This is a genomic window from Lysinibacillus contaminans, assembly GCF_001278945.1.
GTDB classification, from domain to species: domain Bacteria; phylum Bacillota; class Bacilli; order Bacillales_A; family Planococcaceae; genus Lysinibacillus; species Lysinibacillus contaminans.
Map to the genome: position 1 here is coordinate 337,901 of NZ_LGRV01000007.1, position 26,469 is coordinate 364,369.

24 protein-coding genes and 1 pseudogene are annotated in these 26,469 nt (G+C 32.8%); all 25 read left to right on the forward strand.

All coding sequences use genetic code 11. The annotated features are described in order from the left end of the window. The first annotated feature begins 87 nt into the window (after positions 1-87). The 25 genes and pseudogenes from AEA09_RS17825 to AEA09_RS17945 all read left to right on the forward strand — a co-directional run bounded on the left by AEA09_RS17825 (position 88) and on the right by AEA09_RS17945 (position 26,429). Positions 88-900 carry an ABC transporter permease gene (locus tag AEA09_RS17825; protein ID WP_053585297.1) on the forward strand — a complete coding sequence of 271 codons (813 nt, stop codon included), beginning with the start codon at positions 88-90 and terminating at the stop codon, positions 898-900. After that, the gene (locus AEA09_RS17830; protein ID WP_053585298.1) at positions 890-2,161 is read left to right on the forward strand and encodes an ABC transporter ATP-binding protein; all 1,272 of its coding nucleotides are present in this window, start codon (positions 890-892) and stop codon (positions 2,159-2,161) included. Before AEA09_RS17825 ends, AEA09_RS17830 begins: the two co-directional genes overlap by 11 nt. Positions 2,162-2,173: 12 nt before the next feature. Continuing rightward, positions 2,174-3,076, forward strand: coding sequence for a class I SAM-dependent methyltransferase (locus tag AEA09_RS17835; protein WP_053585299.1), 903 nt, complete (start codon positions 2,174-2,176; stop codon positions 3,074-3,076). Positions 3,077-3,096: 20 nt separating this feature from the next. Continuing rightward, complete coding sequence (locus tag AEA09_RS17840) at positions 3,097-4,545, forward strand: hypothetical protein (protein ID WP_053585300.1); 1,449 nt, start codon at positions 3,097-3,099, stop codon at positions 4,543-4,545. Positions 4,546-4,560: 15 nt separating this feature from the next. Then, on the forward strand, positions 4,561-6,321 hold the full coding sequence (locus tag AEA09_RS17845; RefSeq protein WP_053585301.1) for a glycosyltransferase family 2 protein: 1,761 nt from the start codon (positions 4,561-4,563) through the stop codon (positions 6,319-6,321). 362 nt (positions 6,322-6,683) lie between these two features. Beyond that, entirely contained in the window at positions 6,684-8,633 is a 1,950-nt protein-coding gene (locus AEA09_RS17850; protein WP_053585302.1) for a YfhO family protein, read from the forward strand. Positions 8,634-8,695: 62 nt separating this feature from the next. Next, a pseudogene (locus tag AEA09_RS19730) lies at positions 8,696-8,884 on the forward strand (sugar 3,4-ketoisomerase); the annotation flags it as partial. A 250-nt stretch (positions 8,885-9,134) separates the two neighbouring features. Beyond that, positions 9,135-9,557 (forward strand): sugar 3,4-ketoisomerase, encoded by a 423-nt coding sequence (locus AEA09_RS17855; protein ID WP_053585303.1) that lies wholly within the window; start codon positions 9,135-9,137, stop codon positions 9,555-9,557. 2 nt (positions 9,558-9,559) lie between these two features. Next, positions 9,560-10,123: an acyltransferase gene (locus tag AEA09_RS17860; RefSeq protein ID WP_053585304.1), complete on the forward strand. Its 564-nt coding sequence runs from the start codon at positions 9,560-9,562 to the stop codon at positions 10,121-10,123. Between the two features lie 16 nt (positions 10,124-10,139). Then, entirely contained in the window at positions 10,140-11,228 is a 1,089-nt protein-coding gene (locus AEA09_RS17865) for a DegT/DnrJ/EryC1/StrS family aminotransferase (protein ID WP_053585305.1), read from the forward strand. Beyond that, positions 11,221-12,150, forward strand: coding sequence for a glycosyltransferase family 2 protein (locus AEA09_RS17870; RefSeq protein WP_053585306.1), 930 nt, complete (start codon positions 11,221-11,223; stop codon positions 12,148-12,150). The genes AEA09_RS17865 and AEA09_RS17870 overlap by 8 nt, the downstream gene beginning before the upstream one ends. Continuing rightward, entirely contained in the window at positions 12,143-12,511 is a 369-nt protein-coding gene (locus AEA09_RS20685; RefSeq protein ID WP_053585307.1) for a GtrA family protein, read from the forward strand. Before AEA09_RS17870 ends, AEA09_RS20685 begins: the two co-directional genes overlap by 8 nt. An 11-nt stretch (positions 12,512-12,522) precedes the next feature. Continuing rightward, positions 12,523-13,395 (forward strand): glucose-1-phosphate thymidylyltransferase RfbA, encoded by an 873-nt coding sequence (gene rfbA, locus AEA09_RS17880; protein WP_053585308.1) that lies wholly within the window; start codon positions 12,523-12,525, stop codon positions 13,393-13,395. A 13-nt stretch (positions 13,396-13,408) separates the two neighbouring features. Next, on the forward strand, positions 13,409-13,972 hold the full coding sequence (rfbC, locus tag AEA09_RS17885) for a dTDP-4-dehydrorhamnose 3,5-epimerase (RefSeq protein WP_053585309.1): 564 nt from the start codon (positions 13,409-13,411) through the stop codon (positions 13,970-13,972). Between the two features lie 5 nt (positions 13,973-13,977). Continuing rightward, positions 13,978-14,988 carry a dTDP-glucose 4,6-dehydratase gene (gene rfbB / locus AEA09_RS17890; RefSeq protein WP_053585310.1) on the forward strand — a complete coding sequence of 337 codons (1,011 nt, stop codon included), beginning with the start codon at positions 13,978-13,980 and terminating at the stop codon, positions 14,986-14,988. Further along, positions 14,988-15,839, forward strand: coding sequence for a dTDP-4-dehydrorhamnose reductase (rfbD, locus tag AEA09_RS17895; RefSeq protein WP_053585311.1), 852 nt, complete (start codon positions 14,988-14,990; stop codon positions 15,837-15,839). The genes rfbB and rfbD overlap by 1 nt, the downstream gene beginning before the upstream one ends. Before the next feature lie 62 nt (positions 15,840-15,901). Further along, entirely contained in the window at positions 15,902-16,861 is a 960-nt protein-coding gene (locus AEA09_RS17900; RefSeq protein ID WP_053585312.1) for a glycosyltransferase family 2 protein, read from the forward strand. An 11-nt stretch (positions 16,862-16,872) separates the two neighbouring features. Next, positions 16,873-17,739, forward strand: coding sequence for a glycosyltransferase family 2 protein (locus AEA09_RS17905; RefSeq protein WP_053585313.1), 867 nt, complete (start codon positions 16,873-16,875; stop codon positions 17,737-17,739). Between the two features lie 26 nt (positions 17,740-17,765). Next, positions 17,766-19,157: an undecaprenyl-phosphate glucose phosphotransferase gene (locus tag AEA09_RS17910; protein ID WP_053585314.1), complete on the forward strand. Its 1,392-nt coding sequence runs from the start codon at positions 17,766-17,768 to the stop codon at positions 19,155-19,157. A 153-nt stretch (positions 19,158-19,310) separates the two neighbouring features. Beyond that, a complete protein-coding gene (gene galU / locus AEA09_RS17915) occupies positions 19,311-20,195 on the forward strand; it encodes a UTP--glucose-1-phosphate uridylyltransferase GalU (RefSeq protein WP_053585315.1) in 885 nt (294 codons plus the stop codon). Then, positions 20,192-21,160: a UDP-glucose 4-epimerase GalE gene (gene galE / locus AEA09_RS17920; RefSeq protein WP_053585316.1), complete on the forward strand. Its 969-nt coding sequence runs from the start codon at positions 20,192-20,194 to the stop codon at positions 21,158-21,160. The genes galU and galE overlap by 4 nt, the downstream gene beginning before the upstream one ends. A gap of 96 nt (positions 21,161-21,256) precedes the next feature. Next, positions 21,257-22,543: a glucose-6-phosphate isomerase gene (locus AEA09_RS17925; protein WP_053585317.1), complete on the forward strand. Its 1,287-nt coding sequence runs from the start codon at positions 21,257-21,259 to the stop codon at positions 22,541-22,543. Next, the gene (locus AEA09_RS17930; RefSeq protein WP_053585318.1) at positions 22,543-24,240 is read left to right on the forward strand and encodes a phospho-sugar mutase; all 1,698 of its coding nucleotides are present in this window, start codon (positions 22,543-22,545) and stop codon (positions 24,238-24,240) included. Before AEA09_RS17925 ends, AEA09_RS17930 begins: the two co-directional genes overlap by 1 nt. A 243-nt stretch (positions 24,241-24,483) precedes the next feature. Then, positions 24,484-25,479 carry an acyltransferase family protein gene (locus AEA09_RS17935; protein ID WP_053585319.1) on the forward strand — a complete coding sequence of 332 codons (996 nt, stop codon included), beginning with the start codon at positions 24,484-24,486 and terminating at the stop codon, positions 25,477-25,479. Positions 25,480-26,162: 683 nt separating this feature from the next. Next, on the forward strand, positions 26,163-26,429 hold the full coding sequence (locus AEA09_RS17945) for a hypothetical protein (protein WP_053585321.1): 267 nt from the start codon (positions 26,163-26,165) through the stop codon (positions 26,427-26,429). Positions 26,430-26,469 lie beyond the last annotated feature (40 nt).

The window sequence follows — 26,469 nt, forward strand, 5'->3', positions numbered from 1 at the left end:
ATAAAATAGTGTTGTAATGGGATTCCTATATATTCTTTATTTCTATATATGCCAAATCTAATGATATGTTATCAAGGAGTTCAAAAGATGATAAAGTCTGTTATATCACAAATTAAATATATGTTTACTCAAAGGTCTTTAATAAATCAATTTACTAGAAGAGAGATATCAAATAGATATAAAGGCTCTTATTTAGGAATCTTATGGTCTCTTATAACTCCGTTAATGATGTTAGTGATTTATACATTTGTTTTTAGTGTAGTTTTCCAAGCGAAATGGGGAACTGGTGAAGAAACAAGTAAAGTAGAATTTGCTTTATTGTTACTTGCTGGGTTATTAGTTTTTAATATTTTTTCAGAGGTAATATCTAAATCGCCTTTTTTAATTACTTCTAATCCGAATTATGTGAAAAAGGTTGTTTTTCCTTTAGAAATCATGCCGATTGTTGCGGTAGGGTCTGCACTATTTCAAGCGTTTATTAGTTATTTAGTATTAATTGTTGCATTATTTGTATTAATGGGGACTTTTAACTTTACAGCTTTGTTATTTCCTATAGTTATTTTACCTTTAATTTTATTTACATTAGGCTTATCTTGGTTTCTTTCTTCATTAGGAGTTTATATAAAGGATGTAGGTCAACTAATTGCATTGGTACTTCCTGCCTTAATGTTTATGAGTCCAATATTTTATCCTATTTCAGTAATTCCAAAAGAATTTCATTTTGTTTATTTGTTAAACCCAATTACATATGTTGTAGAAGATGCAAGACGTACGATAATTTGGGGACAATTCCCTCATTGGGATTGGGTAATTATTGGAACCATTTTAGGTATTCTCTTTGCATTAAGTGGATATATTTGGTTTAAAAAGACAAGAAAGGGTTTTGCAGATGTCCTCTAGTAATAATAATATTGCAATTAGCGTAAGAAAAATATCTAAAGAATATCAAATATATGGAAAACCGATAGATCGATTAAAACAAAGCTTATCTTTTGGTGAAAAAAAATATTATCGGGAGTTTAATGCATTAAATGATATTAGTTTCGATGTAAAGAAAGGTCAAACTTTTGGCATAGTAGGTCAAAATGGTTCAGGTAAAAGTACATTACTACAAATGCTAGCAGATACTTTAACTCCAACTGAGGGTGAAGTAATAGTAAATGGTCGTGTCGCAGCCTTATTAGAATTAGGGAGCGGATTCAACCCAGAATATACAGGTCGAGAAAATGTATATTTAAATGGTTCAATTTTAGGGGTTTCAAAAGAAGAAATGGATATAAGATTTGCTGAAATCGAACAATTTGCAGATATTGGCGATTTTATTGACCAACCGGTAAAAACCTATTCAAGTGGTATGTATGTTCGACTAGCTTTTGCTGTGGCTATTAATGTCGATGCTGACATATTAATTGTTGATGAAGCGCTTGCTGTAGGCGATATGTTTTTCCAAATTAAATGTTACAAAAAAATTGATGAGTTCCGTAATCAAGGAAAGACAATATTGTTAGTAACTCATGATTTAGGTAGTGTAATTAAATATTGTGATAATGTTCTAGTTTTAAACCAAGGAAATTCGCTAGGTATATATCCTGCTAAAGAAGCTGTTGATATTTATAAAAAAGTTGTAGTGAATTTGCATAAAGGAAAAGAAGGTATTATAGAGACAACTTCTACTTCACATAAAGAGTGGAAAGATTTTTATCCACTAAATGCAGAAATGTTGAATTATGGTAATGATTCTGCTGAAATCATAGATTATGGCATCTTTGATGATTACAAGGAACTTACATCTGCAATTAATAAAGATGTAAGTTGTACGATAAAAATGAGAGTTCAATTTAAAGAAACGATTGAAAATCCTATTTTTGCCTATACAATTAAAGATTTAAAAGGAACAGAAATCACAGGAACTAATACAATGATAGAAAATGCTTCATCAAAAGAAGTTAAAGCTGGACAAATTATTGAAGTAAGTTTCGAACAGCAAGTAACGTTACAGGGAGGGAATTATTTACTTTCATTTGGATGTACAGGTTTTCAAAAGGGAGAATTTGTTGTGTATCACAGATTGTATGATGTTATTGCATTTCAAGTTGTTTCATCGAAAAATACAGTAGGTTTTTTTGACCCTAACTCGAAAGTCGAAATTACTACTAAATAAATAGGTGATATTGTGATTGAGGAAATTGGAAAAGTAAAATTAAATTTAAATTATTATAGTGGTCAAGATCTTTATAGTGATGGAGACATTGAAAATGAACTTTTAGAGATAGTTAAAAATAATCAAGATTATAATGAAATATTAGAGAATGACTCGAGATGGCCAATTTTATATCATTTATCTAAAGACCGAGGAAATATAATAGAATGGTACCCATTCGATAAAAATAGTAAGGTTTTAGAAATAGGGGCTGGATGTGGTGCAATAACTAGTACATTAGCAAAATTAACGGGACATGTAACATGTGTAGAATTATCTAAAAGACGTTCTTTAATTAATTCATATCGAAATCAAGATTGTGATAATGTAGAAATTATTGTTGGTGATTTTAACCAAATAGAATTCGAACATAAATTCGACTATATTACACTAATTGGTGTTTTGGAATATGCCCCTTCATTTTCAGAGTCAAATAAACCATTTCATGAATTACTTACTTATGTAAAAAGTTTATTGAAACCAAATGGAAAATTATTTATAGCTATTGAAAATAGATTTGGTTTAAAGTATTGGGCAGGAGCACGTGAAGATCATACAGGGAAATTTTTCGATTCATTAGAAGGGTATTATGATAGTAATAGGGTACGCACATTTTCTAAGAATGAATTATTAAATATATTAAAAGATGTAGGGTTAGAGAAATCAAAATTTTATTATCCAATACCGGATTACAAATTACCATATCAAATTTTTTCAGATACTAGATTACCTCAAATAGGGGAACTAAGAAATTTAATTCATAATTTTGATCAGGATAGGGTTCAACTGTTTAATGAAGAAAAGATATTTGATACATTAATAGAAAATGAAAAATTTGGTTTTTTCGCTAATTCTTTTTTAGTCATTAGTGAATAATAAAGGGGAGAGTTATCGAATTGGATATTTTAAGTGTTCGATACAATACAAAACGTAACAAAAAATTTCAAATAAAAACAATAATATTTGAAGAGAATAAGAAAAAGGCTGTAAAGAAGGAAGCTTTAAATGAAGCAGCTAAAAGTCATATAAAAAATATGTATCTTAATTATAAATTATTAGAACATTCTTCGTTTAAATTAGTAGAACCAATTTTAGAAAAAGATACTATTATCTTTCCTTTTATAGATGGCGTAAGTTTCGATTCAATTTTATTAAAAGACGTTATAGAGAAAAATAGAGATGAATTCTTTAATAAAATCTATTGGTATAAGACTTTGCTTGAAAAGGAAGAAGTAGTTGATTTTGTTCAGTCTGAAAATTTTATTAATATTTTCGGTAATCATTCTTCACTTTCTGTCAAAAAGGCAATTAAAATCCCTAATATCGATTTGAATTTTGATAATTTGTTGATTACAAATGAAGAAATAATTGTTATTGATTATGAGTGGGTTTTTAATTTCCCATTACCAATCAATTTTATTTTGTACAGATCCATCCTTGTATTTATTAACAAGTATTCCTTGTACTTTGAAAATTTCATGAAAAAAGAAGAGATTTTTAATGAGTTAGAAATTACAAATTCTGAAATCCATATTTATAACGAGATGGAAAAAAAATTTATGACTATGGTTGGTTTAAATAACTTTAAATCTAATTATCTAAAACAAAATAATACAAGCGTATTTTCGGAATATCTTCAGGATTATTCTTCTGCCTTAAACAATTCTGAAGATTATATTCAATTATTTTGGGATTCTGGTAATGGATTTAATGAAAAAGAATCTATAAAATATTTAGTCGGAAAAACAAAAGAGATGCAGGAGTTTGTTTTTAAAATTCCTGATCTAAGTCTAAAGGCCATTAGAATTGACCCAGTAAATAGTATAGGGATAATTACTATTCATGAAGTTGTTTTAGTAAATGAAACAGGTTCATTGGTAGGTAATATGATTGAGAATTTACAAGTTAATAATGGTTTGAAAAAGATTTGTATTAATTCTGCTGAAAATGACAATATCTTTTTAAGTATTAATACTGACCCTCAATTCATTTATTATTTAAATGAAAATTCGGAAATTAAAGATTTAAATGTGAGAATTGTAATGCAATATTCAAGAATTTATGATGAATATCAAGAGAATATGTTAGTTGAATTAATTGAAAATAATTTACAAAAAAAAATAAACTTTCAATTAGAGATGAATGAGAAACTAGCATTAAATTATAATGAAACCTTAAATGAACTAGAAAAAAATCATAAAGAAATATTAGTTAAAAAAGACCAATTATTGGATGAGTATTTAAAAAATAACGAAAAAATAATTAATGAAAATAATGGTATGAAAAATTCGCTTTCTTGGAAGATTACAGAACCATTAAGAAAGATAAAGAAATTTTTTAAATAAGAAGGAGAAAGAATAATGTCAGGTATTGATATTGTGGTTGTAGTCTATAACTCTAGTAAGTGGTTGAAGGGTCTCATTCAAAGTTTAGAAAAATCTGAATACCCTCTGAAAGATATTCATCTTACTTTTGTGGATAATGCCTCATCCGATGATTCTGTAAGCAAGTTATTAAATTTCCAAAAAAATAGTAAGCTAGGATCTTTTAATGTCCATGATTTAAAAGAAAACATAGGGTTTGGGAGAGGTAATAACTTTGGCTTTAAGAATACGAAGCAACCATTTGCATTCTTTCTAAATGTAGATACAGAAGTATTACCTAATACAATTTCTGAACTAATGAATGCCGCTTTAAATAGTGATTCTGACGTTGCACTTTGGGAGTGCAGACAGTTCCCTTATGAGCATCCTAAGTTCTATAATCCAGTTACTTTAGAAACAAGTTGGGCAAGCGCTGCTGCGTGTCTAGTTAAAAGGGAATATTTCACTGAAGTAGGTGGGTTTGATCAAAATATTTTTATGTACGCTGAAGATGTAGATTTGAGTTGGCGCTTTAGAGCACATGGATACAAATTACAGTATGTACCGAAAAGTGTAGTGTATCACTATACCTACCAATCAGCAGGAGAAGTAAAACCGAATCAATTTTATAATAGTACATTTAATAATTTGATGTTAAGATACAAATTCGGTACTACTAAAGATATATTAAAAGGATACTTAATGTATAACACGTTGTATGGAATTAAGGGGCCAAGTGATAAGCATAAAAGTCGATTATTAAAAGGTTTTTTCAAAAGTATTCCACTAGGTCTGAAATTTGGAAGATGGAATCGGAAAAATAAAAAATTAGGTTTTAAACCGAACTTTAGAGGTTGGGATTATGAATTAATTCGAGATGGTGCCTTTTACGTTAATGAAGGACCTAAAGAAAATCCTTTAATTTCAGTAATTGTAAGAACTTGTGGTAGACCGAATGTTTTGAGAGAGACATTGAAAAGCTTGGAAAACCAAACATATAACAATATTCAAGTTGTTATTGTAGAAGATGGACCAGATATTTCGAAGGAAATGATTGAAAAAGAATTCTTATCATTAAATTACATATATCAATCAACAGTAGATAAAGTTGGGAGATGTGAAGTTGGTAACATAGCTTTAAGCTTAGCTGACGGAGAATATTTTAACTTTTTAGATGATGACGATGTATTTTATGCAGACCATATTGAAGTTTTAATTAATACCATATTAAATAATCCTCAATATGATGCAGCATATTCTTTAGCTTTTGAAACCCCGATACGTATACATTCTTTAAATCCTTATATTTATGATGAACTTTTCCATAACATACAATATAGACAAAAATTCAATAAGTTATTAATACTTAATCAGAATTATTTCCCTATTCAAACAGTGCTCTTCTCAAGGAAACTATATGATATATATGGTGGATTTGATTTGGAGTTAGAGTATTTAGAAGATTGGGATTTGTGGATTAGATATACGATGAATAGTAAGTTCTTATTTGTAGAAAAAGTTACATCAATATATAGAGTGCCCGCTGAACGAACTGTTAATCATGAAAGACAACAAAAGCTAGATGAGTATTTAAAGATTGTAAAAAATAAACATAAAGATACAGAGATGAAATTAACTGTGGGTGAATTGCGAGAAGAAGTAGAAGGCATTGCTCAAAAAACTAATATTGTGTATCAATTAAAAAATACGAGTTTCAAAGTTCTTTTGTATAAAGCTGCGAAAAAGGTTTTTAAATAATATATAAACGGTTAAAGAGTACGCTATAAATAGTGCCATTTATTTTAGTTCCTACTTCAGTGTAGAGTATTAGACATTGTGTAGAGAAATTAATTCTTGATACAACAATTCACAAGAATAATGTAAATTGAATTGTTAAGTATGAATAGGACAATGTATTAATAGATTTAGAGCAATTATATAGTGAGTTGTAGGAATAATTTAATTCTGTGGAATGAATTTTATTTTAACGAAATTTGGTAGGTGAAAAGTGTTAAATGAGATATTTAAATTGGGTTAAAAACAATAAGTATTTACCCATTTTCTTTATGTTTTTTAGTCTTATTATAATATATTCCCCTGTAATATCAGGGGAAATATGGATGAAATGGGATATGTACGACGCTATATTTCCGGCTTTTGTAACAATATCAGAAGCATTAAAGAGTGGAACACTACCATTTTGGGAACCATTTCAATATAGGGGAGTGCCCATAAGTAATTTGATGGGGATACCTATATGGTTCCCATTAACAATTATTCTAGGGATAGTTGGTTACACTCAAGAAATGATGCAATTTCAGTATTTAGTAATTATATTACTTGCAGCGTGGTTTATGTACCTTTCGTTAGGGAATTATGTAAATAATCCCTGGCTATGTGCTTTAGGTGGGATTGTGTATGCCACAAGTGGACAATTTGTAAGTAATGCACAACATATAACTTTTCTTATAGCAGCAATGTTATTTCCTCTTATTCATTACGCTACAAGAAAATGGATAGATGAGAGAAAGAATAGTTGGTTAATTTTAATAGGAGTAAGTACAGGACTACTCTTATTAAATAATTACCCACCATTTTTAATACTTACAGCATTATTCATTGTTATGGAATTAGTGTTTTCATTTAAAAAAATTAAAAAGGACTCAAATAATTTAAATGTATTAAAAGTTTTCTTTTATTCTACTAGTATAGTTCTTATTGTAGCTATTTTAGTTGGTTTTGTGAGTGTATATACAAACTTAACTGTAATGAATGAAATAACTAGATCACACGTTCCATGGGAAAGTGCTACAGCATCGTCATTAAATATATGGAATCTTTTGGGTGTGTTTTCACCTGTTTTAGTCCAATTAAGTGATAGACTTAACATGGGATTAGATTTATCAATGAGTAATATGTATATAGCAATGCCAATATTGTTACTGGCATTTTCTAGAGTACCTAAAACTAGTAAAGATTTAGTATTACTGGCTGGATGTGTTTTGGCTTTATTATTGTCAATGGGTCAAAATTCCATTGTATATCAAATTTTATACAACTACATTCCAGGTATGGATACATTTAAATTTCCTAGTGGAATAAGATATATTTACTTTTATTATATTACGTTATTAGCTATAAAGAATTTAGATAATATTATAAAAGATAAGAGCAATTTTTATAAAATCGATAAAATTTTTTCAAAAGGGGCTTATATACTATTAATATTAACTACAGTAGTGATTTTAATTGGGTCTATAGGTTCGTTTGAAAGTTTGATTTATAATTCTATTATAAAAGAACTATTTTGGAGTGCAGCTATTATTGGGATGTTTGTATTTACAATGAATTATAAAAAAAATAATGTATTGTTTTTTACAAATCTTTCATTATTAATAGTTATTTTTGCAACCTTAGGAGTTTGGAGAAATGATGAATATACAATAGGGGTTGCAGAGAGACCTGAGTCATATAGTGAAGAAATTAAAAAACTGTATAATTTGCCAGAAGAAAACTGGATCTCAAATACATCAGCAGAAAGTATTCCTTTAGCTATGGCACGAACAGTTTTTACTCAAAACTTTCAAAATGGCGGTTATGTGGGTAGTTTTAAACTAAAAACATTTAACGAAGCTTTTGAAAATGAATTGTTGCCAAAAGAAGGAGAGCCTATAGTTTGGTTAATTGAAGAAGAAAAAGCTCAGTTTAACGAATCAAAATTAAAGACAGCAGGAGTTATTAAAACTAGTGCGTCTGAAGTGATTAATTATACTCCTAATGAAATATCTGGGAATTTAGAGTTGGATACATCTAGTTATTTAATCCTTGAACAAACATATTTTAATGGATGGAAAGTAGATATTGATGAATTTAATAGAGAAATTGTCCATACAGATAGTGGAGCAATTGCGGTAAAGGTAAATCCAGAGAATACAAAGTTTGTTTTTGAATTTAAACCAGTTGGAACAATAATTTCAATCGTTATTAGCGTAGTTACTTGGATTATTTTAATAGGATATGGTTTATATTTATTGTATAAAATGAAGAGAAGAACAAAAATAAAGGTGTAATATAGGTGATGGATGATTAAGAAAAGTGATTTAATTCATATACTTTCTCTAGGGATGACAGAGGGCTTTTAAATGTCGTTGAAAGTAACGGGCAAATTCCATTTGTTGTAAAGAGAGTCTTTTTTATTTATGGTACGAAGAATGGAATAAGGAGAGGTTTCCATGTTCATCATAAAACAAGACAAGCATTAATTAGTGTTGCTGGTTCGTGCAAAGTTCATCTAGATAGCGTTTTGCTACTGGGCATCTGAATTATATGATAGTAATGATCTATTAGTACTAACACAGAGGAAATCATAAGAAATGATATTGCGAACTAATTTGATAAGGGAAAAATAAAATCTTCAAAATTGAAGAATGAGTTTAGTCAGTATTAAGTGTGTTTAAGCATAAGAGCTTTGAGAAGAACTTTAGCCTTTAATGACGACTTTAGTAGTAAACATTTATGTGAAAATCCACCTACTTTAGCAGTTCTATTAAAATTTATAAAGGGGTAGTCAAATGAATGTGAAAAAAAGTTCAATAATTGAAACTAGTTCATTAGGAGATGAAAGGGGTTTCTTGGCAGTATTAGAAACTCAAAGTAATATACCTTTTGAAATAAAAAGAGTCTTCTATATTTATTCTACTAAAGAAGATATTCGCAGGGGTTTTCATGCACATCATAAGACAAGACAAGCATTAGTTAGTGTTGCGGGTAAATGTAAAGTCCATCTTGACAATACTAGTAGAAAAGAAGAAGTAACATTAGACTCACCAAATAAAATTTTAATTTTAGAACCGAACGATTGGCATGAAATGTATGACTTCTCTAATGATTGTGTCCTATTAGTGTTAGCATCTGAGTTATATGATAGTAAAGACTATATTAGAGACTATGAGGAGTTTTTAAAAGTATATAGTAAAAGTACCTCGGAGGTATAAGAATGACGAATTATTTTAAGCATACTCATGCACTTGTAGAAACCGAAAATATAGGTGCTGATACACGTATTTGGGCTTTTGTTCACATTTTGAATGGAGCTAAAATTGGGTCTAACTGTAATGTCTGTGATCATTGTTTTATCGAAAATGATGTGGAAATAGGTAATAATGTAACAATAAAATCTGGAATTTACATTTGGAATGGCGTGAAAATCGAAAATAACGCCTTTTTAGGACCTAATGTGGTATTTACTAATGATCTAATGCCAAGAAGTAAGCAATATCCTGAATCATTTCTAAAAACCTTAGTTGAAGAAGGAGCAAGTATAGGGGCAAATAGTGTAATTATAGCTGGAAATACCATTGGTAAGTTTGCCATGGTGGGTGCAGGTTCAGTTGTAACAAAAGACGTTCCAGCGTACTCAGTAGTATTTGGGAATCCTGCAAAGTTTAAATATCATATTTGTGAATGTACAGAAAAATTGCATTTTAGCTCTGAAAAAGCTGAATGTAGTTGCGGCAAGGAATATATAAAATCTCCTACTGGAGAAGTGGCTCAATTATAATAGGGGTGAACTATAAATGATTCAATTTTTAGATTTGAAAAAACTGAATGAAAAGCATTATGATTCAATTAGTGCCGCATTAGATAAGGTTCTAAAATCTGGATGGTATATTCTTGGTGAATCTGTAAATGAGTTTGAAAAGAAATTTGCAGCTTATTGTGGGTCAAAATATTGTATTGGTGTAGCGAATGGATTAGATGCACTTTCTCTAATAGTGAAAGCATATTATATTGGCGAAGGGGATGAAGTTTTAGTACCTTCAAATACATATATTGCTTCAATTTTAGCTGTTTCTTCTAATGGCGCTACACCTGTTTTAGTAGAGCCAGCTCTAGGTACATATAATATTGATCCTGCTAATATTGAAAAGCATATTACCGATAAAACAAAGGCTATAATGGTTGTCCATTTATATGGACAAAGTTGTGATATGGGCCCCATTAATGAAATTGCAAAAAAATATAATTTAAAAGTTATAGAAGATTGTGCTCAAGCTCATGGTGCTATTTATGAAGGCAAAAAAGTAGGTAATCTTGGAGATGCAGCGGGTTTTAGTTTTTACCCAGGAAAAAATTTAGGGGCGCTTGGTGATGGTGGAGCTATAACAACAAATGATGAAGCACTATATACTAAATTAGTGGCCTATAGAAATTATGGTTCTCATAAAAAATATGAAAATCTTTATAAGGGAGTTAATAGTAGATTAGATGAAATTCAAGCCGCTGTCCTATCTGTAAAGTTAGATTCCCTTGATAACGAAAATAATCATAGACGTACAATAGCTAATTACTATTTAGAAAATATTAAAAATGACAAAATTACACTTCCGAAAGTTGAAAGTGAAAGTCAGCACGTATGGCATGTGTTTGTAGTACGTACAGAAAATCGTGATAAGCTTCAAAAATATTTGTTAGATAACGCTATTCAAACGATTATTCATTATCCAATTCCACCTCATAAACAAATTGCTTATGAGGAATGGAACCATTTAAGTTTTGAAATATCTGAAAAAATTCATAATGAAATTTTAAGTTTACCGATTAGCCCTGTAATGACGATGGATGAAGTAAAAAAAGTTGTAGAGGTTATAAATAACTATGAGTAAGAAAGTTTTTTCGATTTTAGTACCTATTTATTTTAATGAGTTGAACATACCGCATACAATACCAAAACTTCAATCATTAACAGATTTGTTCCCGAATTATGAACTAGAATTTGTTTTTGTTGATGATGGTTCTAAGGATAATTCTTTACAATTGTTACTTGAAGAAAAGAAAAAAGATTCTCGAATTAAGGTAATAAAATTAAGTAAAAACTATGGGTCAATGCAGGCGATTCAGGCAGGGCTAAATTACGTTTCGGGAGACTGTGTTGGAATTATTTCTGCTGATCTTCAAGATCCACCAGAGTTATTTGAGAAAATGGTGGTAAGCTGGGAGCAAGGTAAAAAAGTAGTGATGGCAACAAGAACTGACCGAGAAGAAAGTTTTTCTCAAAAATTATTCTCTAATACGTATTACTATTTGATGGACAAGTTTGCTATTAAAGGATATCCGAAAGGCGGTTTCGATTTTGTCTTAATTGACAGACAAGTTGTTCAAGAGTTAGTTTTGATTAGTGAAAAGAATACGAATATTATGAGTTTAATTTTTTCACTAGGTTATGATCAAGAATTTATTCCATATGTCCGAAAAGAAAGAGAACATGGTAAATCACGTTGGACACTCTCGAAAAAAATAAAGTTGTTTGTAGATTCGTTTGTGAGTTTTTCATATGCCCCAATTCGTTTCATGACGATGGTAGGATTTATGGTAGCGGTATTAAGTTTTATATATGCTTTTTTTACAATAGGAGCTTATTTAGCTGGCTATGTAGTTATACAAGGCTGGACGACAATTATAGCTTTAGTGACATTATTACAAGGAATTATAATGATGATGCTAGGAATAATAGGAGAATATCTATGGCGTATTCTTGATGAAACGCGTAAAAAACCAGGTTATATTGTGGACGAAGTATATGAATAAAGAGATTATTCGATTTCTATTTGTAGGTGGATTTAACACTATAGCAACCTATGGTATTTATTTAATGCTACTTTTATTTTTTAGCTATAATATTTCTTATTCTATTTCATACATAAGTGGAATTGTTATTTCTTTTTTACTGAATAGTAAATATGTATTTAAAGTTAAGTTTACATTTAGTAAAGCAATCAAATACCCTTTTGTATATGTTGTTCAATATATCATTAATGTTATTGTTCTGAATTTGTTAGTAAAAAATAATATTGTCAATGAAATGATCGCACCCATTTTAGTTATAATAATTTCATTACCTGTAACATATATCTTATCCAAATATATTTTGGGAAAAAAATCAGCTTAGGAGTGAATTTCTTGAAAGGAATAATTTTAGCTGGAGGTAGTGGTACACGTCTATATCCGCTTACTCGATCAGTATCCAAACAGTTATTACCGATATACGATAAACCAATGATTTATTACCCACTATCAGTATTGATGCTAGCAGGAATTAAGGAAATCCTTATTATCTCAACACTAGAGGATACACCACGTTTTGAGCAATTACTAGGTAATGGTCAGGATTTAGGAATTCGGTTGGAATATGCAGTACAGCCTTCTCCAGATGGTTTAGCGCAAGCTTTTATTATAGGTGAAGAATTTATAGGAGATGATTCTGTAGCATTAATTTTAGGAGATAATATTTTCTATGGACACAAATTTACATCAATGTTAGAAAGAGCTGCTACTAGAAGAAATGGAGCGACTGTTTTTGGTTATAATGTAAAAGATCCTGAACGTTTCGGTGTAGTAGAGTTTGATGGCAATGGCAAGGCTATTTCTATTGAAGAGAAACCACAAGAGCCAAAATCTACTTATGCTGTAACAGGTCTATATTTCTATGATAATAGTGTTGTAGAAATCGCAAAATCAATCAAACCATCTCCACGTGGAGAGCTTGAAATTACTGATATAAATAAAGCATATTTAGAAGCTGGAAATCTTCATGTAGAATTATTAGGTCGCGGTTTTGCATGGCTTGATACAGGAACACATGAATCACTATTAGAAGCTTCAACATTTATTGAAACAATTGAAAGACGTCAAAGCTTAAAAGTAGCATGTTTAGAGGAAATTGCTTTTCGTAAAGGTTATATTTCTAAGGAACAGCTATTGGAGCTTGCAGAGCCTTTAAAGAAAAATGGTTATGGTCAGTATATAATTTCACTCGCAAATAAAAAGATATAAGGGGTCCTATAAAGTGAATTTTATTAAAACAAAACTAAAAGATGCCTATATTTTAGAACCAAAAGTTTTTGGGGATCATCGTGGTTATTTTATGGAAACTTATAATGCTAAATTATTGGATGAACAAGGTTTTTCTTTTAATTTCGTACAAGATAATCATGCATTATCAAAAGAGAGTGGTGTGTTAAGAGGATTACATTATCAGCTAGAACCTTTTGCTCAAACGAAGATAGTAAGGGTAACAAAAGGCGCTGTATATGATGTAATTCTTGATATTCGTGAAGGTTCTCCCACATACGGACAGTGGGAAGGGTTTATTTTGAGCGAGGATAATAAAAGACAACTACTAGTACCTCAAGGTTTTGCACATGGTTATTGTACATTAGTTGAGAATACAGAGTTTGTTTATAAGGTAGATAATTACTATTCACCAGTGCATGACCGTGGTATTGCATGGAATGATCCAGATTTAAATATAGACTGGCCTACGTCAAGTCCAGTTTTATCTGATAAAGATACAAAGCACCCTAATCTAAAGGATTTAGAAAGTCAATTTATTTATAAAGGTAAGGAATGATAAGTATGAAAATTCTAGTAACAGGTGGAGCTGGATTTATTGGCAGTAATTTTGTAAATTACATGGTAGATAAGTATCCTAAGTACTCAATTGTTAATGTTGATGCTTTAACGTATGCAGGAAATTTAGAGAATTTAAAGCAATCTGAAGGAAAAACCAATTATCAGTTTGTAAAGGCTGACATAACAGATGTTCAAATGATGGATCAACTAATTGGCGATGGTGTAGATGCTGTAATCAACTTTGCTGCAGAATCGCATGTAGATCGTAGTATTACAAACCCTGGAATCTTTGTGCAAACGAATATTCAAGGAACACAAGTATTATTAGATGCAGCTAAGAAATACAATGTAAAAAAATATTTACAAGTATCGACTGATGAAGTGTATGGTTCTCTAGGAGCAGAAGGTTATTTTACTGAACAAACGCCACTTTGTCCAAATAGCCCTTATAGTGCGAGTAAGGCGGGGGCAGATCTTTTAGTACTTGCTTATCATGAAACATTCGGTTTACCTGTGAATATTACACGTTGCTCAAACAACTATGGACCATTCCATTTTCCAGAGAAGTTAATTCCTTTAATGATTATTAATGCATTAAATGATAAGCCACTTCCAGTATACGGTGATGGTAAGAATGTTCGAGACTGGTTACATGTAACAGATCATTGTAGTGCGATTGATTTAGTTTTACATAAAGGCATTAATGGTGAGGTTTATAATGTAGGTGGTCATAATGAAAAAACGAACTTAGAAGTTGTCAAAGAAATTTTAAAGCAGCTTGATAAACCAGAAACATTAATCCAATATGTAGAAGATCGTTTAGGTCATGACCGCCGTTATGCGATTGATCCGACAAAGCTTCAGCAAGAGTTAGGCTGGGAGCCAAAGTACACATTTGAAACAGGCTTAAAAGAAACTGTGCAATGGTATTTAGAAAATCAATCTTGGTGGGAAAATATCATTTCAGGAGATTATCAAAACTATTATCAACAACAATATGGTGGTAAATTGTAATGAAGATTATGGTAACAGGTGCTAACGGACAACTAGGTCAGGAGCTAGTTAAGCAATTATCCAGTAGCGGACATGATTTGTTTGCATTTACTAAAACGGAGTTAGATATCACGGATATAGAGCAAGTAGATGCTGTGTGTAATGATATCCGACCAAATATTATTATTAATGCTGCTGCTTATACCAATGTAGACGGAGCGGAAACAAACCAAGAGCTTGCTTTTCAAGTAAATGAAATAGGACAGCGTAATTTAGCTGTGGCAGCCGAAAAAATCGGAGCAAAAATCTGTTACATTAGTACAGATTATGTTTTTAATGGTCAAGCAAGTTCCCCGTATACTGAATATATGAATGTAGATCCCTTAGGTGTATATGGACAATCCAAATATGCAGGGGAGTTTTTAACAAAAACCTTGAGTACTAAATATTTTATTGTAAGAACGGCGTGGGTTTATGGTGAATTTGGTCCGAATTTTGTTAAAACAATGTTAAAGTTAGCAGAAGAGAAAACAGAAATCGGTGTTGTTCATGACCAAATTGGTTCTCCTACCTACACGGTTGATTTAGCAGAGTTTTTAATTGAATTAGTGCAAACCGAAAAGTATGGTATCTACCATAGTACGAATAGCGGGACATGCTCTTGGTACGAGTTTGCTAAGGAGATATTTAAGGTGACAAATAAGGACATCGTGGTCAATCCTTTAACTTCAGAGCAATTCCCAAGACCAGCAAAACGACCTGCATATTCTGTATTAGGGGATTTATCATTACGTATTAATGGTTTTACTCCTAGAAGGCATTGGAAAGATGCTTTATATGAATATATAAACAAAAATAACAATCTCCTATAGATTGTTATTTTTGTTTATAAAGTTATAATTAAAATGTATTATAAATGGAATAGAGGGGTAATTTGGCTAGTATAGCTGTTCAAATTGTTACATATAACAGTACAAATTATATAAAAGCATGTTTAGATTCAGTAATTTCACAATCATATCCAGTTGAGAAAATAATAGTAGTCGATAATAATTCCATTGATTGTATTAAAGATAGTGTTTCCCATTATTCGAATGTCTACTTTGTTCAAAATAGCGTGAATAATGGATTTGTAGGTGGACATAATCAAGCCTTAGGTTATGCTGACACAGATTACGTTTTAGTATTAAATCCAGATGTGATATTAGATAAACATTATATTGAGTATATTATGGAATATATGAAAAAAAATGAAAATACTGGTGCTGCAACTGGTAAATTATATAGAGACTTAGATAAACGTATTATTGATAGTACGGGAATTAATATTAAGAAAAATCGCCGTGCCATTGATCGAGGTAGTGGCGAAGTGGATAATGGGCAGTATGATTCATATATAAGTGTTTTTGGGGTTTCTGGGGCAGCTGCGATTTATAGAAGGGAAATGATTCATATGATTTCCTTTGAAGGGCAATTTTTTGATGAAAGTTTTTTTGCCTATAAAGAAGATGTAGATGTCAGTTGGAGAGCTAGATTAGTAGGTTGGGAAATATGTTTCATCCCTAAAGCAATAGCGAAACATGAACGCGGTTGGAAGGACAATAAATCGAGGAAAAATATTTCTCTTAAAACAAGAAAACATTCCTACATTAATAGGCATTATTATATGTTCAAAAACGATAGTTTATTATACTTTTTAATGCATTTCCCTTTTATCTTTATATATGAAACAGCTTGTTTAGTCTATATGCTTTTCAAAGAACCAAAGCTTTTTAGCGCATATAAACTTCTTTTTAAAGAATACAAAGGTTTGAAAATTAAAAAAGAGTTTATACAATCATATAGAAAGGTTCCTTCTAAAAAAATTTATCAATATTTTAAAGGAATATGGTAAAAGCATAAAAAATGGATTTAAGTATAGTAATCGTTAATTATAATACAAAAAAGCTAACAATTGATTGTATTCAATCTGTACTAAACTCAAAATTGAATTTTCAATATGAGATTTTTGTAGTAGATAATGCTTCTTCAGATGGCTCTGTAGAAAAAATAAAAAAGATATTCCCCCATGTGTATGTTATATCTAATAAGGAAAATGCAGGATTTTCCAAGGCGAATAATCAAGCGATAAAAGAATGTAATGGTCGATATGTATTATTGTTAAATTCCGACACTATTGTTAATAAAGATACATTAGATGAAATGATACGTTTTATGGATGGAGAAATGAATGTTGGAGCTGTTGGTTGTGAAGTGAATTTACCAGATGGTACCTTGGATAAGGCTTGTCATAGAGGTTTTCCTACTCCAGAAGCATCCTTCTATTATATGATAGGCTTGGCCAAAAAATTTCCTAATAGCCCAAAATATAATAGCTATCATAAAAGTTACATGAATATGAGCGAAGTACATGACATTGATTGTTTAGTCGGCGCATTTATGATGGTTAGAAGGGAAGCATTTGAGCAAGTGGGTCTTTTAGATGAAGAATTTTTTATGTATGGAGAAGATATAGACTGGTGTTATAGAATCAAAGAGTTTGGCTGGCGAATTGTTTATAATCCTACTGTATCAATTACCCATTATAAAGGCGCAAGTAGCAGAAGAAAACCATTTAAAATTGTGTATGAGTTTCATAGGGCAATGTATTTATTCCATAAAAAGCATTTTGCAACAAAATATAATTTTTTCGTAAATAGTTTAGTCTATATGGGAATTATTTCAAAACTGACATTTGCTACAATAAATAACTTTCTAAAAAGAGTTCGTTAAAATAAAAAAATAAATAGGTGAATTAAGTGATAAGAGGGAAAGAACGTTTTATTACACAATTATACATGGCAACAGATTTTGTTTTTATTCAAATCTCATTTTTTGTTGCATGGTATTTTCGATTTGTCATTAATAAAGAGCAACAAGGATCATATTTACCACTAACAGATTATTTTATTTGGAACATTGTTTACTCTGTAGCGTTCCTAGCTATAGGATTTTTGATTGGCTTATATGTTCCGAAAAGGAAAATGAAGTTTGCACAGGAAATTTCAAAAATAGTTCAAGTGCAAATTTATAGTATGTTTGTTTTGTTAAGTGTTTTATTTATCGCTAAAACAATTGATATATCGAGGATGTTCATAGTGATATATCTACTTGCAGGGTTTTTAATTATCGTTACATATCGTTTTTTAGTTAAGTTTTTTTTAAGAGCAATGAGAAAAAAAGGCTTTAATCAACAGTTTGTTTTAATTTTAGGAGCGGGCTCTATCGGAAAAAGATATATTGAAAACTTGGAGAACCATCCTGAATATGGGCTTAGTGTAATCGGTTTTTTGGATGATTTTAAAAAAATTAATAGTAAACAGAAAATATTAGGTAGAATTGAGGAGTTACCAACAATACTTGAAAATAAAATAATTGATGAAGTAGTTATTGCATTACCTTTAAATGTTTTTTCTAAATACCATCAAATTATTTTAGCTTGCGAGAAAGCTGGTGTTCGAGTATCTATCGTTCCGGACTTTTATGACATACTCCCAGCTACCCCGCATTTTGAACGTTTTGGGGATTTACCAGTTATCAATGTGAGAGATATACCTTTAGATGAATATGTAAATAGAGTACTTAAACGTATATTTGATATTGTCTTTGCATTTTGTGCGATTATTTTTATATCACCTATGCTATTGTTAATCGCAATTGGTGTGAAGTTAACTTCTCCAGGTCCTATTTTATTTAAACAAGAGCGTGTAGGGCTGAATCGTAGAACGTTCTATATGTATAAATTTAGATCTATGAAGCATATGGCAGTCGAGGCTTCTAATACGCAATGGACTGTAGAAAATGACCCAAGAAGAACTAAGTTTGGCACTTTTCTGCGAAAAACAAGTCTTGATGAGTTCCCCCAATTTTTTAATGTACTCAAAGGTGATATGAGTATTGTAGGACCAAGACCTGAGCGACCGTATTTCGTCGATCAATTTAAAGAGGATATACCCAAATATATGATAAAACATCATGTGAGACCAGGGATTACTGGATGGGCTCAAGTATGCGGATTGCGTGGAGATACTTCAATTGTAGAACGAATAGAGCATGATATTCAGTACATTGAAAACTGGACATTGTTGTTTGATATTAGAATTATTTTTAAGACGATTATCAATGGGTTTGTAAATAAAAATGCATATTAACTGGAGTCAAACAGAGAAGATTCTATTTAGTTCTAACAATTAGTTTTATCAATTTCCGTTTTCTTATTGGAGTAAGTTCCACAATAAATAATTTAATAATGATGATTGATTCGAAAATTAATTTTGTCCATTTTTATTAGGAAGTGACACTTTATGAAAAAAATACGAAAAGCTATTATTCCAGCAGCTGGTCTTGGAACACGTTTCCTTCCTGCTACAAAAGCAATGCCAAAGGAAATGCTACCAATAGTAGACAAGCCGACCATTCAATATATAGTAGAAGAAGCAATCGCCTCTGGTATTGAAGACATTATCATTGTTACGGGTAAAGGTAAGCGTGCAATTGAGGATCACTTTGATAATGCATTTGAACTTGAGACAAACTTAATCGAAACAGGTAAGTTTGATATGCTTGAAAAGGTTCAGGAATCTGCTGATGTAGAGATACATTACATTCGCCAAAAAGAACCACTTGGTCTAGGACATGCGATTTGGTGTGCGCGTAAATTTATTGGTGATGAGCCCTTTGCCGTTCTTTTAGGGGATGATGTTGTGAAGAGTGATTCACCATGCTTATTGCAACTAATGGAACAATATAATAAAACCTTATCAAGTGTGATTGGCGTGCAGAAAGTGCCAGATGAGGATGTGCACCGTTATGGTGTAATTGATCCCGTTAATACAGATGAGCGATTAATGCAAGTAACACAATTTGTAGAAAAGCCTGCTCTTGAAGATGCACCATCAAACTATGCCATTATTGGGCGCTATGTGTTAACACCTGAAATTTTCCGTTTTTTAGACGAAAAGAAAAAAGGAAAAGGTGGCGAAATCCAACTTACTGATGCAATTGAATCTCTCAATGGTATACAGAGAGTTTTTGCTTATGAGTTTGAAGGGCGTCGTTATGATGTGGGTGAGCAACTGGGGTTTATCGAAACAACTATTGATTTTGCACTTGATCGTGAGGATTTAAGCGAAGGCGTCAAGGAACTAATAATGAGAAAAGCTAAACAGTTAAGTGGTGAAACCGTATGATTTTAGTTGTGGGTGGAGCTGGTTATATTGGTAGTCATTTTGTTAAAGAATTAGTTAAAGAACATGATGTTTTGGTATTAGATAATCTGAGTACAGGGCACCATTGGGCGGTGGATTCAAGAGCAATTTTTGTACAAGGTGATTTGGGAGATACTGCTACGGTCCAAGACGTCTTTAATACATATAGCATTGATGCCGTGTTGCATTTTGCAGCATATAGTTTAGTAGGAGAATCAGTTATAGATCCTATGAAATATTATGAAAATAACGTAGCTGCAACATTGAGTTTGCTAAAAGTGATGAAGAATAATAACATTGATAAGTTTATCTTTTCTTCAACAGCTGCAACATATGGGATGCCGTCTGATGATCTAATTGATGAGAAAACACTTACAAATCCGATTAATCCTTATGGGCGTTCTAAATTAATGATTGAACAGATGCTTTCAGATTTTGCTGAGAGTTATCAAATGAATTATGTTGTATTACGTTATTTCAATGCGGCAGGTGCTTATGAAACTGCAGAGATTGGTGAAAGTCATAATCCAGAAACACATCTTATTCCGATTATACTTCAACATTTATTGGGCCAAAGAGAGTCTATTTCAGTATTTGGAACTGACTATGACACACCAGATGGTACCTGTATTCGTGATTATATTCATGTAACAGATTTAGCTAAAGCTCATTTACTTTCACTTCAAGGATTGTTAAATGGCACTATTGAAACTGCAACTTATAATTTAGGGAATGGCAACGGATATTCTGTAAAAGAGATTATTGGAACTTGTGAGGATGTTACAGGAAAGCAGGCTACAGTGAATTATGTAGAACGACGTGCAGGTGATCCTGCTAAGCTAGTAGCAAACGCTCAGAAGATTTACGAGGATTTAGGATGGAAGGCAAAAATCGATATTAAAGGTATTGTGAAAAGTGCTTGGGCTTGGCATCTAAAACAATGTTAACAACTAACCAACTCGATATAATTCGAGTTGGTTTTCTTTTCATTGTATGCCATAATGTACTTATCAAATTTTTCCTTAAAAAGCGAGGATGCTATAGTGATTACAGAAATTGTGAAAACAACATTACTGAATTGTTCGCTAGATGATAGTGACATTTTAAAATATAAGAAACGTGTTCAGGCGATTCATGAAACGTTGCCACAATATGCATTAACAGGTTGGGTAGATTCACCATTACAAGACCATGATGCACTACTGACTTCTATCGAGCGTGTATCGAGTGAGATTCGTGCTTGTGCGGACGTGCTTGTTGTTGTTGGAGTTGGTGGATCCTTTTTAGGGGCACGTGCGATTCAAGAGGCATTAATGCCATACTTTGGTTTGGCTAAGGGTGGTATTGAGGTTGTTTACGTTGGTCTTAATATGAGCGGGGCGTATATTAAGGAGCTTCTGGCGTATTTAGATACGAAGCAGGTGTACGTCAATGTCATTTCGAAATCAGGTGGCACGATGGAGCCAGCGTTAGCGTTTCGTGTGATGCGTCTTTATATGGAAGAGCGTTATGGCGAAAAAGTGACGGAACGTATCGTTGTGACGACGGATGCTGAAAAAGGAATTTTAAAGGGGATTGCGGATGAAGCTGGTTATCGTCAATTTGTGATTCCGAGTGATATTGGCGGACGGTATTCGGTGTTGACGCCTGTTGGTTTGTTGCCAGTGGCCGTTGCGGGGGTGGATATTCGTTCGTTAATGGATGGCGCTAGGCATGCAGCAACGGAGCTTGCAGAGTCGGATTTGGCTTACAATGATGCTTACAAGTATGCAGTGATGCGTCATATGCTGTATGAAAAGGGCTATACTATTGAATTGTTGGCTTCTTTTGAGCCGGGCTTGAACAAATTTCATGAGTGGTGGAAGCAGCTATTTGGTGAGAGTGAAGGGAAAGAGTATAAAGGTCTGTACCCTTCGACAGTTAATTTTTCTACAGATTTACATGCGATTGGGCAGTTTATCCAAGAAGGTAGTCGTGTGATGTTTGAGACATTACTACATTTCCACGACATAGAAGGGGATTTAGCGGTGCCTTTTGATGCTCGTAATGAGGATGGCTTGAATTATCTATCTAATCGTACATTTAATGAAATAAATGCGATTTCGAAGCAAGGGACGGCGCTTGCACATGCAGAGGGTAAAGTGCCTGTTATTCAGTTAGAACTACCGAAGTTGGATGCATATCATCTCGGGTATTTGATTTATTTCTTTATGAAGGCTTGTGCGATGAGTGCATGCTTACTGGAGGTCAATCCATTTGACCAACCTGGTGTCGAGGCATATAAACGTAAAATGCTAGAGTTGCTGAAAGAAGAGAAGGTGGCAAAATAATGGTTGTGAAAGAGTTGTATCATCAGTGGCAGGATGTTGAATTACCAAGTAATTTATCAGAGGAGCTAGAAGCGATTGTAGGGAATGGCGATGCTATCGAAGATCGTTTTTACCAATATGTATCATTTGGTACAGGTGGCATGCGTGGTGTGTTAGGTGCTGGGACAAATCGTATGAACATCTTTACGATTCGTCGTGTATCAGAGGGGCTAGCTCGCTATATTTCTTCAAATGGTGAAGCGGCGAAACAGCGCGGTGTTGTCATTGCTTATGATACACGTCATTTTTCTTATGAATTTGCTTGTGAAACAGCACGCGTGCTAGGAGCGCATAATATCCGTTCTTACGTATATAAGGAAGCAAGACCAACACCACAGCTGTCATTTACTGTGCGTGAGCTAAATGCGTATGCAGGTGTTGTCATTACAGCTAGCCATAATCCAAAGCAATACAATGGCTTTAAGGTATACGGAGAAGATGGTGCACAGCTAACGCCTGAATATGCAAATGAAATTGTCCAACATATGAATGCAATTGAGGATATTTTTGCAATTGAGGTTGAGGAACTTGTGCAGTTAGAGCAGCGAGGTCTTCTTTCTTGGTTGTCGACTGATTTTGATCATGCGTATTTAACAAAACTTTTAACTTTAAAAGAGAATGAAAATATTGAGCTAGATATGAAGCTTGTGTATACACCTTTACATGGAGCAGGGCTAGTGCCTGTTCGTGAGGGACTTCAAGCATTTGGCTTTAACAATGTACATATTGTGGAACAACAAGCCATACAAGATGGTGCGTTTCCGACTGTCTCTTATCCAAATCCTGAAGAACCAGCTGCCTTTGCGTTAGCGATGGCACTTGGGCAGGAAGTAGGTGCAGACCTTTTACTAGCAACCGATCCAGATGCCGATCGTCTTGGCGTAGCAGTGAAAAGTGGTGAAGGGTATGAGTTGTTAACAGGTAATCAGCTTGGTGCATTATTACTTCACTATTTACTATCTACAAAACAGGTAAATGGTACGCTTCCTGATAACGGTGTGTTATTGAAAACAATTGTAACGTCTGAGTTAGGAACAGCGATTGCTAAAGAGTTTGATGTGATTACGGTTAATACGTTAACAGGATTTAAATACATTGCTGAAAAAATTGCGGAGTATGATAGAAGTGGTGCATATACATATCTATTCGGTTATGAGGAAAGCTACGGCTATTTAATCGAAACATTTGTGCGTGATAAGGATGCAGTGCAAGTTGCGTTAAAGGTAGCGGAGATGGCTGCGCATTATGAAAAGGGTGGACAATCATTATTAGATGCCTTGCAAGATTTATATCGTCAATATGGTTTCTATCGAGAAGCGTTAGTATCGCAGGTGTTTGAAGGGAAAAACGGCCAAGAAGAAATGAAGGCTATTTTAGATAACCTGCGTCAGGAAGCACCAGAATCGATTGCAGGTATAGCGGTAGAACGTTTTGAAGACTATTTAGCAGGTATAACAACATTAGCAGACGGCACAACCGAAGAGATTGTATTGCCAAAAGAAAATGTACTGAAGTTTGTGCTAGCCGACGGAACTTGGATTGCTATTCGTCCATCTGGTACAGAACCAAAATGTAAGTTCTATTTTGGTGTTGTTGGAGACACAGTAGAAGCGGCTAGTGAGAAGCTAGAGCGCTTGCAAGTTGCTTTTAACAGATAAGTATATAATTCTAAGAATAAAGCGTTCACTTTCAGTTGATTTTGAAAATGGACGTTTTTTTGATTGTTTTTTCAGATACTTTGGGTTCTCGTCTATTTATACTTTTGTAAATACATCTATTTTAGGTATTCTACTAACTATATTGAGAAAAATTTATAGTCCGAGTAATAGGTATATCTATTGCATTCTATAGTAAAATATGAAATCCTAGTATTATAATATAATAGTTTTAGGAGAATGCTTGTGATTAGAGAGTGGGATATGCTAAGAGGGGTAGCGTGTCTATCAGTCTTGTTATTACATGTATCGTCATGGATTATAATGACGGTAGGGGTGGCACCCGAGCAAGAGATGTATGAGTTTTTACGAATTGCGTTGTGTTATGCAACACCAACGTTTATTGTATTGTCAATTTTAATATTGGCAAATCGCTATCCTGAACAGTTATCGACTGGCTTTTGGTCGAGTCGTTTGCAATTTATATTAGTGCCCTTTTTAGTGTGGGGGTTTGTGGACGCGCTAATAGTGGAGTCGATTTATCGAAATGGCATGTTATGGGAAACTTTTGTGAATAATGTAGTATATGGTGAGTTTGTAGGCTGGTTTGTTGTGGTGATTTTGCAACTGTATGCGATATTTGCGTTAATGAAGCGGTTTAAGTGGTCGCCAGCATGGTTTTTACCGATGTGTGTAATCATCGCGCTGGTGCATCATGCGGTGATTGCGCTACCTTATCCGTTCTTCGAAGAAAATAGACATACTATGCGTTTACTATTTACAGGCTGGCTTGGTTATTTTGCGTTGGCTTATTTGATGGGCATGTACTATACACAAATAGCGCAGCTTGCAAAAAGATATCGCGTGGCAACAATTGTGCTCGTACTGTTATCGGGTATATTTCTATACATTCGCTTGCAACTTGGATATACGGAGGTTCATTCGAGACGTATTGATTTAGTGCCGCTTGTGATAAGTATAGCGCTGCTTGTTATAGCTTGGGGGCAGTCTATACCATATTTTGCACCAATTCGTGTAATTAGCAAGTATGCTTTTATGATTTATTTGATGCACTGGGAAGTACTACGATTTTCGACAGGCTGGTTTGTAGAGCATTTTGACAGTACGCTTGTCCGAGTACCGTTACTATTTCTTTGGACACTTATAGTTTGTATCATACTGACAAAGCTTCTTTCGATGTTACCATTCGGTCGATTGATCGTAGGGAAAATAAAAAAATAAGTAAAACAAAAGCAGCGATTTCTGAATAACAGAAATCGCTGCTTTTGTTTATATCGTAGGATGAAGTATATAGTATGGCTGATGAGAAGTAAGGCCGAATTATAAAAAAAGCGCACCTTTTCGGTACTCATTACGAATAGCCATATATCATTGATTTTTTTTATAAGATATTCGGCTATTTTATTTTCCGTATGCAACTTAGATGTTTTTTCACCAAGGCGTGTACTGATTTGAAATTTCTAAGTTTCGCTAGAACACTAGGACTTGCGATGCTCCGTTAAATGGTAGGCAGTGGCGATTTCCCACGTTTAATCTGAGTTTTTTTGTATGAATCGCTTTTGCAACATATTCGTAAGCATGTTCAATGTGTTGCACGGTCACTATTTTTGCAGGAATGAATTTCGCAACTTCACGTGCGATTGTCGTGCCAATTGCAATCATTTGTTCATGAAAACAGTCCCACATTATATTTTTTGGAGGATGTGATCATCTACACCATTACAGAAGGAGATTTCCGTCGTTTTAATTGTGCATGTGCTAATACGGGGATCTTATTTTGAGGTGGCTACAAATGAATTTTTATATTCAGGATGTAATGAGACTTAGATAATCGTTAATTTTTGCTAGGGCATATGAAGAGTACCTCCCTTGATTGATACGTTCATAGTACCGGGAAGTGCTGCATGTTTATATGCGTTATTTTAATACTGGCTTACGTTGCATTACAGCAAGTAACAAATCTTACAACTATCGATGACGGTGTAAATTGGCGATTAGTAGCTCAAAAAGGTGTTGATGGTAAAGGAGCTGTATCAGGTGTAAATGGTATTGAACTAAATATAAATGGAAATGTGGAAATTAAAATTCCAAATTTTAGAGTTTGTGGTGATTTAAATTCTACTTCAGCAGCATCCACTTTAACAGCTAGACAAGGTAAGGAATTAGATTAAAAGATTACAAAAAAAGACAATGGCGAAGATTTTCAGTAAC